The following is a 15,226-nucleotide window of genomic DNA, read 5'->3' as shown; positions in this document are numbered from 1 at the left end:
TTTATATATAGAAGGAGTCCTCTTTGTACCAGCAGAACCAGCTCGCCGAGTTGCGGGTCGACCGTTTCGTCCGCGAGCGCCTGACGCCCGCCCTCGAGCGGGCATCCGTCCCGGTGACCGTGGCGGCGTGGGAGGTGCCGGACGAGCCGGTGCCGTTCGCGCAGGCGGTGGAGGGCTCCTTCGAGCCGTTCGCCGTCGGGAGGCCGTGGGGGCGGCCGTGGGGCACGGTCTGGTTCCGCGTGACCGGGACGGTCCCGGCTGAGTGGGAGGTCTCTCCCGATGACGTGGAGCTGGTCGTCGACCTCGGGTTCACGGCAGGCCAGGTCGGCTTCCAGGCGGAGGGTCTGGTCTGGGCGACGGACGGCACGATCGTGAAGGCGCTGGAGCCGCTCAACAATTACGTGCGGCTGCAGGCGGCGCCGGGGAGTCCTTCGAGCTGTTCGTGGAGGCGGCCTCCAACCCCGACGTGGGGTCGGACTGGTCGTTCAGGCCGACGCCGGTCGGCCGCAAATCGACCGCGTCCACGGACTCCATCTACACACTGCGGCGTGTGGATGTCGTCCACCGCGACCGGGAGGTGTGGGAGCTGATCCAGGACATCTTCACCGTGCGTGGCCTGGCCGCCGAGCTCCCGGCGACCTCCCCGCGACGGGCGGCCCTGTTCGCAGCGCTGGAGGACGCGGTGACCGCGGTCGACCCGTTCGACGTCGGCGCGACGGCGGGGTCCGGCCGCGCCGCGCTCGCCGACGTGCTGGCGTCGCCCGCGGCGGCGACCGCCCACCGGGTGTTCGCCGTGGGCCACGCGCACATCGACTCCGCCTGGCTGTGGCCGGTGCGCGAGACGATCCGAAAGTGTGCGCGCACGTTCTCCAATGTCCTCGATCTCATGGACCAGGACCCTGACTTCGTGTTCGCGTGCTCCTCGGCGCAGCAGTTCGCCTGGATGCAGCGCTTCTACCCCGAGCTGTTCGAGCGCATCCGCGTGCGCGTCGCCGAGGGCCGCTTCGTGCCGGTCGGCGGGATGTGGGTGGAGTCGGACACCAACATGCCCGGCTCGGAGGCGATGGCCCGCCAGTTCGTGGAGGGCAAGCGGTTCTTCCTGGAGGAGCTCGGCTACGAGCCCCGCGAGGTCTGGCTGCCCGACTCGTTCGGCTACTCGGGCGCCCTCCCGCAGATCGCGCGCGAGGCCGGGATGGACCACTTCCTCACCCAGAAGATCTCGTGGAACGAGGTCAACCGGTTCCCGCACCACACCTTCGACTGGGAGGGCATCGACGGCACGCGGATCTTCACGCACTTCCCGCCGGTCGACACGTACAACTCCATCCTCTCCGGCGCGGAGCTGGCGCACGCCGAGCAGAACTTCGCCGACAAGGGACGCGCGAACACCTCGCTGGTGCCGTTCGGCTTCGGCGACGGCGGTGGCGGCCCGACACGGGAGATGGTCGCAGCGGCCGCACGCACAGCCGACCTCGAAGGGTCGCCGACCGTCCGGGTCGCGGCGCCGTCCGCGTTCTTCGCCGCCGCGCGCGCCGAGTTCGACCCGGCGCCGGTCTGGGCGGGCGAGCTCTACCTGGAGTTCCACCGCGGCACCTACACGTCGCAGGCGCGCACCAAGCAGGGCAACCGCCGCAGCGAGGCGCTGCTGCACGAGGCCGAGCTGTGGGCGGCGACAGCGGCGGTGCGGGCAGGCGCGGCCTACCCCGCCGAGGAACTGCGGGAGGCCTGGCGGACGGTGCTGCTGCAGCAGTTCCACGACATCCTGCCCGGGTCCTCCATCGGCTGGGTGCACGACCAGGCGGTCGAGAACTACGCCGCGGTGGCGCGCAGCCTGGAGGACGTGATCCGGAGGTCGCTGGCGGCGCTCGCCGAAACGGCGGACGCCGGCGGCGGCGACGCTGTCGCCAACGCTTCGCCCTACCGGGTGGACGGGATCGCGCCCGGGGGCATCGGCGTCCCGGCGCGCGGCTCCGACGCGCGGGTCGAACGAGACGGCGACGGCTTCCGGCTGGTCAACGATCGGATCGCCGTGACCGTCGACGCCGAGGGCCTCATCCCCTCGATCGTCGAGGTCGCGACCGGCCGGGAGGCCGTGCCCGCCGGCACGCGCGCCAACCTCCTCCAGCTCTTCCGGGACACCCCCACGCAGTGGGACGCCTGGGACGTCGACATCGAGTACCGGCTCGCCGGTGAGGATCTCACGCAGGTGGAGTCCCTCGAGGTCGTCTCCGAGACCCCGGAGGCCGTGTCGCTGCGCCTGGTCCGCCGCTTCGGCGCCTCCACGGTGTCGCAGACGCTGACCCTCGCCGCCGGATCGCTCGCGCTCGACATCGAGACCCACGTGGACTGGCACGAGCGCCAGCGGATGCTGAAGCTCGGCTTCCCAGTCGACGTCCACACGACGTCGGCGCGGTCGGAGATCCAGTTCGGGCACATCGACCGGCCCACGCACACCAACACGAGCTGGGACGTCGCCCGCTTCGAGACGAGCGCGCACCGCTGGGTGCACGTGGCCGAACCCGGCTTCGGCGTCGGCGTGGCAAACGACGCGACCTACGGTCACGACATCACCCGGCACGAGCGCGAGGGCGGCGGCACCTACTCGCTGGTCCGCCAGACCCTCCTGCGCGCTCCGCTCTTCCCGGACCCGGAGGCCGACCAGGGCGAGCACACGCTCCGCAGTTCCCTCGTGGTGGGCGGCGTGGACGCGGCGATCGAAGCGGGCTACCGGCTCAACCTCCCGCTGCGACCGGCCGCGTCCGCCGTCGAGCCGCTCGTCGCGTCCTCGTCGGCAGGGGTCGTGGTCGAGACCGTGAAGCTTGCCGAGGACGGCTCGGGCGACGTCGTCGTCCGGCTCTACGAAGCGCACGGCTCGCGGGCGGCGACCACGCTCGTCGTCGGGTTCCCGTACGAGCGGATCGAGCGCACCGACCTGCTGGAGCGCGCGACGGGCGACGCCGAGACGACGCTCGCGCTGCGCCCCTTCGAACTCGTCACGCTGCGGTTCGTCCGCGGCTGACCCAGACCGCCCGCCCCGGGCCGCGCGAACCCCGGGGCGGGCAACATCGCACGCCGGTCCGTCGCGCAGGCGGGCCGGCGTCGGCGCGCGCCGGGAGTCGACGGGTCGCGCGTCCCGAACTGGGGGCGCGAGACCCGTCCGACGCATTCCGTCCGCCCGGATATTCTTTCCAACGTGGCGGTCGGTATGTGGCGCAGGCGGGTGCTCGTGGTCGAGGACCATGCTCTGATGCGCTCGCTCGTGGCCGACGCCTTCGCCCAGCGCGGGTTCGAGATCACCACGGCGCCCTCCGCGGTGGACGCGCTGAGGCTCGTGGACGACGCCGATCCCGACCTGCTGGTGACCGACATCGACCTCGGCTCCCGGCCCAACGGCGTGGAGCTGGCGACGATCGTCCGCGAGCGCGCCCCGCACGTCGCCGTGATGTTCCTCAGCAACCTCTCGCGCGAGGCCGCCGCGGCCCAGGCCCGTGACACCGTCGAGGGGGCTTCGTTCGTCAACAAGGGCGCGATCGGCTCCGTCGCCGAGCTGGTCGACGCCGCGGAGGCCGTCCTGGCCGACCGGCCCGTCGAGCACCTGACCGGCGCGACCGGCTCGCAGGGCGCCCTGCTCCGGCTGAGCCCTGCCCAGCGCGAGACGACCCGGCTGCTCGCCGCGGGCCTCACGAACGCGGAGATCGCCCGCCGGCGCGGCGTCTCGGTGCGAGCGGTCGAGAAGAGCGTGGAGCGCGTCTTCCAGGCGCTCGGCCTCGGCGGAGACGACGGCATCGCCCCGAGGGTCGCGGCCGCGACCCTCTACACGGCGACGTTCGGCGATCCGGGGACGGGCTTGTGAACCGCGCGCTCGTCCCGTGGATCCGCCGCGCGGTCGAGCGTGCGACCGGGCCGGCGGCGATCTCGTGGTGGTCGTGGCTGGTGACGCTGCCGTTCGCGGTCACCGTGATGTCCGGCCTCCAGTACATCAGCGGCGGCCCGTGGGCGATCGCGTCGGTCGGTGCGCTCGAGCACGCCGCGGTCGGTGCGACGATGCTCGCCGGGTGGGCGGTCTTGCGCGCGACGCCGCAGCAGGCACGGGTCCCCGTCGTCTTCCTGGTGTTCGCGGCGATCGGGCTGCTGCGTCCCTTGCTGTTCCTCGCGTCCGGCTGGGCGCTGGGGATCCCGGTGGCCACGGGCGGCCTGGGCGGCCGGATCTTCATCAACGTCGTCACGACGATCACGACGCTCTCGTTGATCGCTGCGGCCGTCGACCTGGTGCGCGCCCACATCGGGGTCTACCGGCGGCTCCGAGGCGCCCAGCGGGCGGCAGCGCGCGACGCCGAACGCACGATCGTACGGATCGCCGAACTCCGGCGCTCTGTGCTCGAGACCGTGCTCGCGCGGCTCGATGACGCCGCGACCGCCGCCGCCGCGCACGGCATCCGCCCCGCCGATGCCGCGCTCCTGCTGCGCGGCCTGGCGCAGGAGGTCGTGCGGCCCGCCAGCCACCGGCTCTACACCGACGCGGTCGCGCAGGCCGAGGAGACCGTGATCGACGGGCCGGTGCGCGTGCGCGCCTGGGTCGCGTCCGTGCTGCTCGGGATGCGGCCGGCGCCCGCCCTGCCGCTGGCGCTCCTGTTCGCCGTGCTCGTGACCCCGTTCGGGATCGCGCAGCACGGCCTCCTGTTCAGTCTGACGCCGGTCGCGTGCGGCGTCGCCCTCGTCTGGACCGGGAACCTCGCGGTGCGGTGGGTCGTCGGACGGGTGCCGGCCATCCTGCGGGCGGCCGTGCTCCTCACCGGCTACGCGGTCATCGGTGTCCTCCTGAGCCTGACCACGAACCTCGTTGTGGAGTCGCTCGGCGGCGACCCCGACCTGGTGTGGATCGAGGCGATCACATATCCGGCGATCGCCTTCGGCGCTGCGCTCGTCGCGTCGCTGTCCGCACGGGTGCGGCGGGACCAGGCCGCCCTCGAAGCGGCCGTGCAGGCCAGCGTCCTGGAGGCCGCCGACGGCCGAAGCGCGCTCGACCGCGAGCGCGAGGGGCTCGCGCGGCTCCTCCACTCGGGTGTGCAGTCGGAGCTCATCGCTGCAGCGCTTTCGCTCGGCGCCCGGTCGGGGGAGGATGCCTCCGACGGCGTGCGCGAGGTGGTCTCGAACATCCGCGCCGAGCTCAGTGCCCACCGCAGCGATCCGGACGCCGCCGACCGGATCGCGGCGTTGGTCGAGAGCTGGGGTTCCGCCATCCCGCTGCGTGCGTCGTTCGGCGACGGCGTCTGGGAGAGGCTGCGCGAGGCTGCGCGAGCGGAGGCTGTGGTCGACGCGATCTCGGAAGGCCTCGCCAACGCGGTGCGGCACGGCGACGGATCGGAGGTCACGCTCGACGTGCTTCCGGCGGCCGGTGACGGGGTCTCGATCGTGGTCGTCTCGGGAGGGGCGCTGTCGACCGCCGCTCCCGGTATCGGGCTGCGTCAGCTCGCCGAACGCGGCGACGTCGAGTTGCGCGAGCTCGCCGGCCGCGTCGAGCTCGCGGTGGCTATTCCCTAGCATCGCGCCGGGGCGCCGAGCGCCGGTCGTACCAGCCGTACCCGGCCGGGTCTGAGTGGACTCGCAGGGTTACCTTCGAGGTGATCGGAAACCGCATCCGTGGTGGCCAGGGCAGGGGTGCTTCCGCGCGACCCGAACGCGCGGAATGCGCCCCGTCCCCGGCTTCGGCGTGATTTTCCGCGACCGTCGTTCATGCCCGAGTTCGCCCGCTTCGTCGGCGTTCCGCCCCGAATTGATGCGATCTATTCGTCTGCATTGATAGAACGTTCAGCGGAAATTTGATAAGAATGATCGGTACGCCTGAACGCGTCGTCCCCCCGCGGCGCTCGGACCCGACCGTCCCAGGCGAGTCATGTTCGTCCCAGGAAGGCCAGTTTGCCCTTGTCCTCTGCCCCGTCGCGGCCTCGCCGCAGTACTCAGGGACCCGTCGTCCTCGACGTGGACGCGCAGACGCAGGCGGTCGCCGACCCGATCACGGACTTCACGCGGGCCGAGTCGCTGGCCCCGGCTGCTCCGGTCGTCCCGGCGACGCCCACCGCACCCGCGCCGATGAGCCGGCGTGCCGCCCTGGAGGCCGAGCGCGCCCAGGCGCGCCGGTCGCAGGTCGCCGCGAAGGCAGCGCCGAAGCCGGTCGCGCCCGCGTCGCACCCCGTCGCTGAGGACGGCCTCACATCGCTGTTCGCCGAGCGCCTCGCAGCGGAGACCGCGGTCGAGAGCGTCGCCGCCGAGAGCCCGTCCGCCCGCCGTGGCACAGAGGAGCAGCACCGCGCGGTGCCGCGGAAGAAGCGCGTCGTCCGCGAGCGCGTCGTCGTCAAGCCCACCCGCCCGTCCCGCGCCGACCGGCGCGCCGCCGCCGCGCAGCAGTCGGCCGTCCCCGCCGCGCGGGTCGCCGCCGTCCCGCCGGGCGACGACGCCGCGAACCACCGCCACCCGCGCCGCGGCATCTATCGGAAGCTCCACACCGAGAGCCGCCACCGCCGCGGCTTCCACCTCTTCGTGCTCGTCGCACTGACCGCGTTCTTCGGCACCGCGTCGCTCCCGGCCTACGCGACGACGGGTGAGGCCTCCGTCGCCGGCGCCGCGCGCACCGCCCTCGCCGTGCAGACCCTGACCGGCGGCGACGCCACCGCGCAGGTCGTCTCGCGCGACGGCCTCGGAATCGCCGAGAGCCCGCAGGCCCTCGACTCCACCACCAACAATGCGGTGTCGCCCACCGTGCAGGCACTGGCCGTGCAGCTCATGGGTGCGGTGGCCGCGGGCCGTCTTGTCGGCTCCACGCCGGACCACATCCCGGAGATCGCGAACCTCGCCGAGGGCAAGGTGGTCCCGAACTGCGGCGTCGACTATCGCGTGCTGCAGGCCATCTCGGTCGCGCTGGACAACTTCAGCCAGGTCGGCATCAGCGACATCAACCGCAAGTGCACCGGCCAGATCGAGGGCGCGGGCACCAGCTCGGCGCACTACGCGGACGGCGGCGGCCACGCGGTCGACTTCTACCTCCTCAACGGCTCGGCCCTGACCGGCGGCGACGCCCGCTCGGTGCAGCTCATCCGCCTCCTCGACCCGCTGGTCCCCAGCGGAACCGGCCTCGGCCAGATCGGGTGCCGCTCGTCGATGAGCCTCCAGCATTTCGCTCCGTTCGACGACACCTGCAACCACCTGCACATCGACTTCCTGAAGTCCGACGGAGCGACGCTCAAGTACGGGTGATCGTGGCGCCGGTCCCGCCTCACCCCAACGGCATCGCCGTCCCCGACCCCAGACGCTTCATCACCAGGGTCGAGGTCATCCGCTGGATCCCCGGCAGGCCGCCCAGTTCCCCGTCGTACAGCTCCTGGTAGGCGGCCAGGCTCGGCGTGAGGATGCGCAGCATGTAGTCCGGGTCGCCGAAGAGGCGTTCCGCCTCGATCACGTTCGGGATGGCGACGACCGCCTCCTCGAAGGCGCCGACCGTGTCCGGGTCGGTGCGGCTGACCGTGACGAACACGATCGCCTCGAACGTCAGCCCGACCGCGGTCGGCGACACCACCGCGCGGTACTGCTCGATGACGCCGGACTGCTCCAGCTCGCGCACCCGGCGGTGGCACGCGGACAGGCTCAACCCCACCCGCGCGGCGAGTTCCGTCACACTGATGCGGCCGTCCTGCTGAAGCGTTGAAAGAATCTCCCGGTCAAGGCTGTCCACAGTGCACCATTCTCCCGCAGAATCGGCGATTCTGTCGCAGATATCGAAACACCTTTCGCGGATATTGCCGTAGCTTCTCCGACATGAATCCCGCACTGGTCGCGCAGTTCTGGACCATCGCCGTCCTGCTCGCGCTGACGCCCGGCGCCGACTGGGCGTACATCATGGGCGCGGGCGTGCGGGCGAAGTCGGCCGCGCCGTCGATCCTCGGGATGCTGACCGCCTACGCGCTGGTCCTCGCGGCCGTCGCGCTCGGTGTCGGAGCGCTCGTCACGCGGTTTCCCGTCGTCCTCACGGTGCTCACGCTCGGCGGCGGCGCCTACCTGATCTGGCTCGGAATCACGGCGCTCGTGAAGCGGTCCGAGCCAGTCGGACCGCACGGCGAGCCGATCGTCGGGAGCGCGACCTCCCAGTTCCTCCGCGGCGCGGGGTCTCCGGGATCAACCCCAAGGGCCTCCTCCTGCTGCTCGCCCTCCTGCCGCAGTTCACGTCGCCGACCGGCATGCCGGCGGCCGCCCAGATGCTGGTGCTCGGTGCGATCCACCTGGCCGACATCGCGGTGATCTACACGCTCGTCGCCCTGCTTGCCCGCCGACTGCTGCGCTCCCGGCCGCGGGCGCTCGCGATCGTGGCGAAACTGTCGGGGGCGATGATGGTGCTCATCGGGGCGAGCCTGCTGGTGGAGCGGTTCGTGGTGCGCTGAGGTTTCGCGGGCGGAGAGTTCGCATCGCCAGGACCGTCGTCAGGACGGACGCCGCCAACAGGACCAGGAACTGGGTGTTCACAGCGAACCAGATGAGTTCCTGGGCAGGCAGCATCTCGAATCCGTTCCATCCCGCCAGATCAGCTCGCTCGATCACGGCGCCGTCGATCGCGTACCACCACCATGCGAAGACGGCCGACGCGGCTGTCGCCACCAGCACGAGGATCCAGACCGCGATCGCTGACGCCCGGGACATCATGGGTTACAGCTTGCGGCAACTGTCGCGGCATATCCAACGTTGGGCCGGTTCTTGTCGAGATTCCAGCTCACCTTGTTCGGCACCCTGAAGCGCACGAAGTCCCAGTGGCAGAAGAACTGGTTGTACATGCTCCCGGTATTCGCGGATGGTGCGCGCTTGACGACCTCGTCCCACATCGCGAGTCCCGCCATGGTCGGTGCGCCCCACGCCCGGGCGTACCAGGACGGGTAGACCATAAGGGTATTACCGCTCCACGCTGCGTTGTCGACCAAGTTGATACCGAGCCAAGGATGGGCGACGACGGGGAAGACGGTGCGTTCGGTGAAGTCGACCACCTGCGTGAGCGTCGTGCCGTCGACTTCATAGCGGGTCGGAACGGCGGATCCGTTGGCATCCTTCGCCCGGGGGCGGCGACGTACAGGGCCGGCCTGCCGTGGACATCGGCGAGGTACACGGATCCGTCCTCCACCAAGTGGAGGATGTGAGGAGCGTCTGCGACGAGCTCGTAGGTGTACCGGCTGGGAGCGCTCGCATCAGCGATCACGGTGTTGATCTGGATGCTGCCGTCCGTTTGAACGATTGGGACGGTGACTGAGCCGTTGTTGTTGTCGTACGACACGATGCCTTGCTTCTCGGCGATCGCATCGTCCGCAGCATCGGCGAAGGGGAGAAGGATCTCGATCGTCTCGGCGTCTCCGTTGATCAAGATGCCCTCCTTCGCCTCGACCGGGACGGTGAAGTCGACACCGGCGAGCGTCGCCTTGATCGCGACGTCGCCGCTCGTGTCTGTGCGCACGGAAGCGGCGGCGTCGACAGTCGCGGGGGTCGCTGCGGCGACGAGCTCGAGCGCGTCGTCTGCCGGGCTGTCGGCGAAAACGGGAGCAGGGCCGGTGCTGGAGATCACGAGAGCAAGGCCGAGACTTGCTCCGACGATCAGCTGGGGAGGTGCGATTCTCATGGGGTGGCTCCTTCGTACGCGAATCACGGAGTCGTCAAGTGCCACTCTATGAAACCTTACATTGAAGCCATTGTTGCAGAAGTGAAGTGTAAAGTCCAGAATTTCATTGAACGCCTGACGACGGGCAGGGGTATTGCCGCAGACCTCAGAACAGGTTGAGCGCCGCCCACTGCAGCAGGATGACGGTCTTCCCGTCCACGATCCGTCCGTCGGCGACCATCGCCAGCGCCTCGTCGTACGCCACGACCGCCGGCTCGATCTCTTCGCCCTCCTCTGCGACGCCGCCCCCTCCGACGATCTCGCCCGGGCGGTACTCGGCCGCGAAGAAGTGGACGCGCTCGGTCACCGAGCCCGGGCTCATGAACAGGTCGAACAGGTGCCGGAGATCGCCCACCTGTACGCCCAGCTCCTCGGCGGCCTCGCGTCGGATCGCCTCCTCCGGCGCCTCCCCGTCGAGCAGGCCGGCGGCGGCCTCCACCAGCATCCCGTCCGGGTGGCCGTTGACGTAGGCCGGGAGGCGGAACTGCCGCGTGAGCAGCAGCGTGCGCGCCGACGGGTCGTACAGCAGCACGGTCGCGCCGTTGCCGCGGTCGTACGTCTCGCGGGACTGGGTCACCCACGACCCGTCGCGGCCGCGGTAGTCGAAGGTGGTCCGGCGGAGGACGTGCCAGCCGTCCGACACCACCTCCACGTTCGTGACGCGGACGTCGGCGTTGCCGGACGCCCCACGCCCGGTGCGATGCAGCCCGGTGCGGCCCCGGCTGTCCGGGGCGTCGTGCCCGGGTCGCGCGTCGCGTTCCGTGGATCCCTCACCGCTCATGGCAGGAGGGTATCGCAGCCCCATCACACCTCGGTCGCAGGCTCCCTCGGGGCTGGTGTCGCGGCATCGCTTCGCGCTGCCCCCAGCTCCACCGTCCGGATGTATGAACCGACCACCTCGCGTACCTCGACGCCGCCGCCCTGCCAGGTGGCGGGGTTGCGGCGGGCGATGGCCAGGGCGGCCTCCCTGTCGGCGGCCTCCACGATGCCGATGCCCGCGATGATCTCCTTGCTCTCGGTGTACGGCCCGTCGGTGACGCCGTCACCGCGGACGGAGGCCGCCTCCGTGAACGGCGCGAGCGCGAACGCCGCGGTCAGCGAGCCGTCGCCGATCAGGTCCTCCGAGTGCCGGTCGTGCTCGGCGAGCTCCTCGGGAGTGCCCGCGACGCCGTTCCCGTAGATGAAGATGGCGAACTGGGCCATGAGTGATCCTCTCTGTCGTCACCAGGACGTCGAACGGCGGAGAGCGGATTCGACGGCGGACGGTCAGCGCTGCGTACGCCGCATCGCCCGCATGGCCAGCACATCCCCCGCGTCGGCGTCCTCGGCCTTCGCGATCATCTTGTCCGACTTCAGCGGCAGCCCGACACCCTCGCCGACATCGACGCCCGCCAGGAACTGCCGCACGCGGATGATCTCCGAGTCGAACACGGCGCCGAGCAGCAGCACGACGTTGGCGATCCAGATCCACAGCAGGAACACGATGATCCCGGCGAGGGTGCCGTAGGTCTTGTCGTAGTGCCCGAAGTTCGCCACATAGAAGGCGAACAGCGCGGAGGCGACACCGAGCAGGACGATCGCGACGACGGCTCCCGGAGTCAGCCAGCGGAAGCGCGGCTGCCGCACGTTCGGGGTCGCCGAGTACAGCAGCGCGACCAGCAGCACCAGGGCGGCCACGACCACCGGCCAGCGCAGGATCGACCACGCGGTCTTCGCCGCGTTCCCGACGCCGAGGAGGTTCCCGAGGTCCGCGAGGAGCGGCCCCGAGATCACCAGCAGCACCGCCACGATGGCGATGAGGACGAGGGATGCGAGCGTCACCCCGAGCTGGACCGGGCGCAGCGCGAACGCCGAGCGGCCCTCCCGCACCCCGTACACCCGGTTGAGCGCGCGGCCGAAGCCGCCGACGTAGCCGGACGCCGACCAGATCGCGCCGACGATGCCGACCACGAGGGCGACGCCGGTCGCGGGCGACTTCGCGAGCGCCTCGATCGGAGCCTGGACGACGGTGAGCATTCCCGGCGCGAGTTGGTCGATCATCCCGAACAGCGCATCGATGCCCGACTTGCTCTGCCCGACGAGCCCGAGGACGCTGACGAGCGCGATCATCGCCGGGAACAGCGACAGCACCCCGAAATAGGTGAGCCCCGCCGCAAGGTCGGTGCACGACGCTCGGCCGAAGCTGCGCAGCGTGCGCTTGAGGATGTAGCCCCACGGCAGGCGGAGACGGGAGGCCTCAGCGGTCACGCGCGATCCCTCGTGCCACGAGAGCGGCCGCACCGGCCAGCACCGTCAGGAACACCGAGGCGGCGACGACGGGGTGCGACCGAATCTGTACGCGCACATTGAACGTGGCGAAGATGTCGTCGAGAGTGCCGGCGAGCTGGTCGCGCGTCTCCTCCAGTTCGAGCTTGAGCGTGTTCATCCCTTTGCCGGTCACGGCTGCTCCCCCTTCAGCGCGCGGGCATCCGCCTTCAGCTCCGCTCCGAGATCGTCCGGGACCGGCGGCATCCCGCGCTTGAGCATCCCCCGGCCGATCAGGGCGACGATGATCGCCAGCACGATCAGGATGCCCGCGACGATGAGCGCTGCGAGCCAGCCGGGGACGATGAGCGCGAACCCGAACACCGCGGCCGCGACGAGAACGCCGAGCGCGAAGAAGACGAAGACCAGGGCGCCGACGAGGAGGCCGACGCCGACCCCCGCGGCCTTCGCCTTCGCCGCCATCTCGGCTTTGAACAGGGCCAGCTCGGCGCTGAGCAGCCGCTTGAGCTGTGCCGTCGCGTCGCGTGTCAACTCCGGCAGTGGCCGGAGTCCGCGCGTGGTCCGGCGGCGCTCGCGGGGAGCGCGGCCTTGTTCTCGGTCATTGCGTGGCCTCCCTGGGTTCGCGTCCGAACGTACTCCACGGCGCGGGGCGAGCCTAGGGGAGTGCCCTTTCCGTGTGGCCCACGGCATGGTGCACACTAGTCGCATGAGCGGCATCGGCGGCAACGGGGCGGGCGGCGGATCTTCGGGCGTCGGGCCGGGGGAGTGCTCGTCGCGGTCGTCCCCGGCCAGCCGACCGCGGTGCTCGACGAGGCGGCGCGGCTCGCCGACGACCTGGACGTCCCGCTGGTCTGCGCCAACGTCGACCCCAACCGGTACCTGGTCTCCAGCTACGTGGACGGCACGGTCGTCGCGCTGCCGTACGACCCGGACCTCCCCGAGGTGGAGGACGAGACCTTCGACGCCGAGCTGGAGGCGGACATCCGCGCGGCCCTGAGCGGCCGCGGCGTCCCGTACTCCCTCAAGCAGCTCGCCGGCGACCCGGCCTGGGCGCTCGCCCGGCTCGCGGACGAGATGGACGCCCGGTACATCGTGGTGGGCACGCGGGAGGCCGGGCTGCGCGGGAGCCTCCGCGAGTTCTTCAACGGCTCGGTGGCGGTCCATCTCGCGCACCGGCAGCACCGGCCCGTGATCGTCGTGCCGCTGGCGCCGGTCAGCGGATCGCAGGCGCTGCCCTGGGAGGACCCGCCGGTATAGTGGTCCAGCGGCGATGGATCTCGCCGGGGCCGGACGGCCCGAACCGCGACGGTCGCTGATAGTTCCTGCGCTTCATTCCGAAGGGTGGATGCCGCGTGTCCGCGAGAACCCCGCTGCCCGTGCACCTGCACTGGCGCTCCGTCCTGCTCGTCTTCGCCGGCGGCGCGATCGGCACCACGGTGCGCTACCTGCTGTCCGCCGCCGTGCCGACAGTGGCCGGCATCCCGCTCATCACGCTCGTCATCAATGTGACCGGCGCGTTCGTGCTCGGCTGGCTGCTGGAGGCGCTGGCCCTGCGCGGACCGGACGCCGGGCGCCGCCGCGACCTGCGACTGTTCGCCGGCACCGGCATCCTGGGCGGCTACACCACCTACAGCTCGTTCGCGGTGGACACGGACGGGCTCTTCGCGGCGCACAACCCCGGCGGCGGCATCGGGTACGCGGTGGCGACGATCCTGATCGGCGCGCTAGCGTCGGTCGCGGGGATCGCGGCCGCGGCGGCGCTGGGACGACGCCAGGCACGCCGCGCAGGGGTCCGCCGGTGACGCCGCTGCTGGTGCTCGCCGTCGCGGTCGCGGGAGGCCTCGGGGCGGTGGCGCGCCTGGTGCTGGACGGGGTCCTGCGCAGCCTGTTCCGGATCAACTACCCGTTCGGCACGACGGTCATCAACGTGACGGGGTCGTTCCTGCTCGGTCTCGTCACCGGGCTGGCGCTCGCGCACGGCCTCCCGCCCGAGTGGAGGGCGATCCTCGGCACCGGGTTCCTCGGCGGGTACACCACGTTCAGCACGGCGAGCTACGAGACCGTGCGGCTGGCGCAGCAGCGGCGGTACCGGGCCGCGCTGTTCAACGGCGCGGGGATGCTGATCCTGGCGCTCGCCGCGGCCGGTCTGGGGCTGTGGCTGGGCGGGCTGGTCTGAGCGCCGCATCCCGGAGGCTCAGGCCCCCTGCTCCATCCACCACTCGGTGAACTCCTCGGCGCGCCCGTCGTCGGCCAGCACGACGACCCACAGGTTCGAGTAGGTCGGCCCGTCGCGGTAGTCGGTGACTCCCTCCACGAAGTACTGCGAGCCGTCCTGGCCGAGCAGCCGCCACTCGAAGTCGACCGATCCCGGGTCGTCCTGCGCGTCGAGCCAGCCCTCGACGATCTCGAGGTGGCCGTCCCACGGCTCGGCGAACGGCTCCGTGCGGTAGCTCGCATCCTCAGTGAAGAGCGCCCGGATGTCGTCGGGGTCGTTCGTCTCCCACGCGCGGCGATAGCGGTCGATCCAGGACGTGATCGCGTCGGCCATGTCCCCCGTTATACGCCCAGGCCGGGCGTGCCCGCCAGACTTGACAGCGCGCCGCTACGCTGCGGGAGTGGCCGCTACGCTGTGCGCATGGGGGGATCTTCCGCGAGTGGTCGGAGTTCAACGTCGCGGTGGCGGGGGCCGGCGCTGCGGTGGGAGGCCTGCTGATCCTCGTGTTCTGGGTGGCGCTGGTGGAGGTGCTGCGGTAGGTCGCCTGACGCCGGCCGGTCAGCTCCGGGCGAGCGCGAGCTGCGGCAGAGCGTCGAGCAGCGGCGCGAGCTCCGGGATGCGGTGCGCCTCCTGGAGGGCGCCCTCCAGCGCCTCGTCATGCACCGGGCGGGCGCTGTCGAGCAGCTCGTGGCCGCCGGAGGTCAGCTCGGTGTAGATGCCGCGGCGATCGTCCAGGCAGTCGATGCGGGTCAGGAGGCCGCGCTCCTCCAGCCGGTTGACCAGCCGGGTGGTGGCGGACGGGCTCAACGCGCTGGCGCGGGCGAGCTGCTGCATGCGCATGTGCCAGCCGTCCTGCCGGCTGAGGGCGTCGAGGACGGTGTACTCGACGACGGAGAGGCCGGCTCCGCGGGAGAGCGCCTTCTCCAGCTCGTTCTCGATGAAGTTGTGCAGTGCGGCGAGGGTGCGCCAGCCCTGCGCGCGCACCTCGACGGCGTCGTCGGCGATGCCCATCTTCGGCCTCCTCGGTCAGGTGTCCGGTTCGTACTTTCGTCGTGCTTGCG

At 71.2% G+C, this 15,226-nt stretch carries 18 protein-coding genes, 1 pseudogene and 1 riboswitch; of the genes and pseudogenes, 10 read left to right on the top strand and 9 right to left on the bottom strand.

Translation table 11 applies throughout. The annotated features are described in order from the left end of the window. Positions 1-23: 23 nt before the first annotated feature. From ACR5MH_RS15110 to ACR5MH_RS15095, 4 genes and pseudogenes are all read left to right on the top strand, one after another. Positions 24-3,019: pseudogene (locus ACR5MH_RS15110) on the top strand (alpha-mannosidase). Positions 3,020-3,193: 174 nt separating this feature from the next. Then, a complete protein-coding gene (locus ACR5MH_RS15105; RefSeq protein ID WP_431347945.1) occupies positions 3,194-3,853 on the top strand; it encodes a response regulator in 660 nt (219 codons plus the stop codon). Further along, positions 3,850-5,541, top strand: a complete 1,692-nt coding sequence (locus tag ACR5MH_RS15100; protein ID WP_431347944.1) for a hypothetical protein — start codon at positions 3,850-3,852, stop codon at positions 5,539-5,541. Before ACR5MH_RS15105 ends, ACR5MH_RS15100 begins: the two co-directional genes overlap by 4 nt. 381 nt (positions 5,542-5,922) lie before the next feature. Continuing rightward, positions 5,923-7,251 carry a hypothetical protein gene (locus tag ACR5MH_RS15095; protein WP_431347943.1) on the top strand — a complete coding sequence of 443 codons (1,329 nt, stop codon included), beginning with the start codon at positions 5,923-5,925 and terminating at the stop codon, positions 7,249-7,251. Between the two features lie 19 nt (positions 7,252-7,270). Here ACR5MH_RS15095 and ACR5MH_RS15090 read toward each other — a convergent pair whose 3' ends face one another. Further along, positions 7,271-7,726 (bottom strand): Lrp/AsnC family transcriptional regulator, encoded by a 456-nt coding sequence (locus tag ACR5MH_RS15090; protein ID WP_431347942.1) that lies wholly within the window; start codon positions 7,724-7,726, stop codon positions 7,271-7,273. Between the two features lie 83 nt (positions 7,727-7,809). Here ACR5MH_RS15090 and ACR5MH_RS15085 point away from each other — a divergent pair, with 83 nt between their 5' ends. Together ACR5MH_RS15085 and ACR5MH_RS15080 are read left to right on the top strand one after the other, a co-directional pair. Beyond that, positions 7,810-8,289 carry a LysE family translocator gene (locus ACR5MH_RS15085; RefSeq protein ID WP_431347941.1) on the top strand — a complete coding sequence of 160 codons (480 nt, stop codon included), beginning with the start codon at positions 7,810-7,812 and terminating at the stop codon, positions 8,287-8,289. Continuing rightward, complete coding sequence (locus ACR5MH_RS15080; RefSeq protein ID WP_431349432.1) at positions 8,187-8,429, top strand: LysE family transporter; 243 nt, start codon at positions 8,187-8,189, stop codon at positions 8,427-8,429. The genes ACR5MH_RS15085 and ACR5MH_RS15080 overlap by 103 nt, the downstream gene beginning before the upstream one ends. 255 nt (positions 8,430-8,684) lie before the next feature. Here the strand turns inward: ACR5MH_RS15080 and ACR5MH_RS15075 are convergent, their stop codons facing one another. After that, positions 8,685-9,023, bottom strand: coding sequence for a DUF2599 domain-containing protein (locus tag ACR5MH_RS15075; RefSeq protein WP_431347940.1), 339 nt, complete (start codon positions 9,021-9,023; stop codon positions 8,685-8,687). 290 nt (positions 9,024-9,313) lie between these two features. Here ACR5MH_RS15075 and ACR5MH_RS15070 point away from each other — a divergent pair, with 290 nt between their 5' ends. Then, positions 9,314-9,805 carry a hypothetical protein gene (locus ACR5MH_RS15070; protein ID WP_433861911.1) on the top strand — a complete coding sequence of 164 codons (492 nt, stop codon included), beginning with the start codon at positions 9,314-9,316 and terminating at the stop codon, positions 9,803-9,805. Here the strand turns inward: ACR5MH_RS15070 and ACR5MH_RS15065 are convergent. The 5 genes from ACR5MH_RS15065 to ACR5MH_RS15045 form a co-directional block, all read right to left on the bottom strand. Continuing rightward, a complete protein-coding gene (locus tag ACR5MH_RS15065) occupies positions 9,792-10,466 on the bottom strand; it encodes an NUDIX domain-containing protein (protein ID WP_431347938.1) in 675 nt (224 codons plus the stop codon). The two genes, ACR5MH_RS15070 and ACR5MH_RS15065, sit on opposite strands and share 14 nt — an antisense overlap. Before the next feature lie 23 nt (positions 10,467-10,489). Then, on the bottom strand, positions 10,490-10,888 hold the full coding sequence (locus ACR5MH_RS15060; protein ID WP_431347937.1) for a YciI family protein: 399 nt from the start codon (positions 10,886-10,888) through the stop codon (positions 10,490-10,492). Between the two features lie 63 nt (positions 10,889-10,951). Beyond that, complete coding sequence (locus tag ACR5MH_RS15055; protein WP_431347936.1) at positions 10,952-11,932, bottom strand: YihY/virulence factor BrkB family protein; 981 nt, start codon at positions 11,930-11,932, stop codon at positions 10,952-10,954. Beyond that, positions 11,922-12,125 carry a hypothetical protein gene (locus tag ACR5MH_RS15050; protein ID WP_431347935.1) on the bottom strand — a complete coding sequence of 68 codons (204 nt, stop codon included), beginning with the start codon at positions 12,123-12,125 and terminating at the stop codon, positions 11,922-11,924. Before ACR5MH_RS15050 ends, ACR5MH_RS15055 begins: the two co-directional genes overlap by 11 nt. Beyond that, positions 12,122-12,481 carry a phage holin family protein gene (locus tag ACR5MH_RS15045; RefSeq protein ID WP_431347934.1) on the bottom strand — a complete coding sequence of 120 codons (360 nt, stop codon included), beginning with the start codon at positions 12,479-12,481 and terminating at the stop codon, positions 12,122-12,124. Before ACR5MH_RS15045 ends, ACR5MH_RS15050 begins: the two co-directional genes overlap by 4 nt. A 234-nt stretch (positions 12,482-12,715) precedes the next feature. Between ACR5MH_RS15045 and ACR5MH_RS15040 the strand changes: the two genes are divergently transcribed. The 3 genes from ACR5MH_RS15040 (at position 12,716) to crcB (ending at position 14,126) form a co-directional block, all read left to right on the top strand. Further along, positions 12,716-13,207 carry a universal stress protein gene (locus ACR5MH_RS15040; protein ID WP_431347933.1) on the top strand — a complete coding sequence of 164 codons (492 nt, stop codon included), beginning with the start codon at positions 12,716-12,718 and terminating at the stop codon, positions 13,205-13,207. Continuing rightward, positions 13,208-13,282: riboswitch (Fluoride riboswitch) on the top strand. 20 nt (positions 13,283-13,302) lie between these two features. Continuing rightward, entirely contained in the window at positions 13,303-13,752 is a 450-nt protein-coding gene (locus ACR5MH_RS15035) for a fluoride efflux transporter FluC (RefSeq protein ID WP_431347932.1), read from the top strand. Then, positions 13,749-14,126, top strand: a complete 378-nt coding sequence (gene crcB / locus ACR5MH_RS15030) for a fluoride efflux transporter CrcB (RefSeq protein ID WP_431347931.1) — start codon at positions 13,749-13,751, stop codon at positions 14,124-14,126. The genes ACR5MH_RS15035 and crcB overlap by 4 nt, the downstream gene beginning before the upstream one ends. Positions 14,127-14,144: 18 nt before the next feature. Here crcB and ACR5MH_RS15025 read toward each other — a convergent pair whose 3' ends face one another. Next, positions 14,145-14,498 carry a nuclear transport factor 2 family protein gene (locus ACR5MH_RS15025; RefSeq protein ID WP_431347930.1) on the bottom strand — a complete coding sequence of 118 codons (354 nt, stop codon included), beginning with the start codon at positions 14,496-14,498 and terminating at the stop codon, positions 14,145-14,147. A gap of 225 nt (positions 14,499-14,723) precedes the next feature. Further along, on the bottom strand, positions 14,724-15,176 hold the full coding sequence (locus tag ACR5MH_RS15020) for a MarR family winged helix-turn-helix transcriptional regulator (protein WP_431347929.1): 453 nt from the start codon (positions 15,174-15,176) through the stop codon (positions 14,724-14,726). Positions 15,177-15,226: the final 50 nt, after the last annotated feature.

The organism is Streptomyces sp. L7, from assembly GCF_050990935.1.
Lineage (GTDB): Bacteria > Actinomycetota > Actinomycetes > Actinomycetales > Microbacteriaceae > Leifsonia.
The sequence above is the reverse complement of the archived record's forward strand: the minus strand, read 5'-3'. Positions and strand labels throughout refer to the sequence as shown.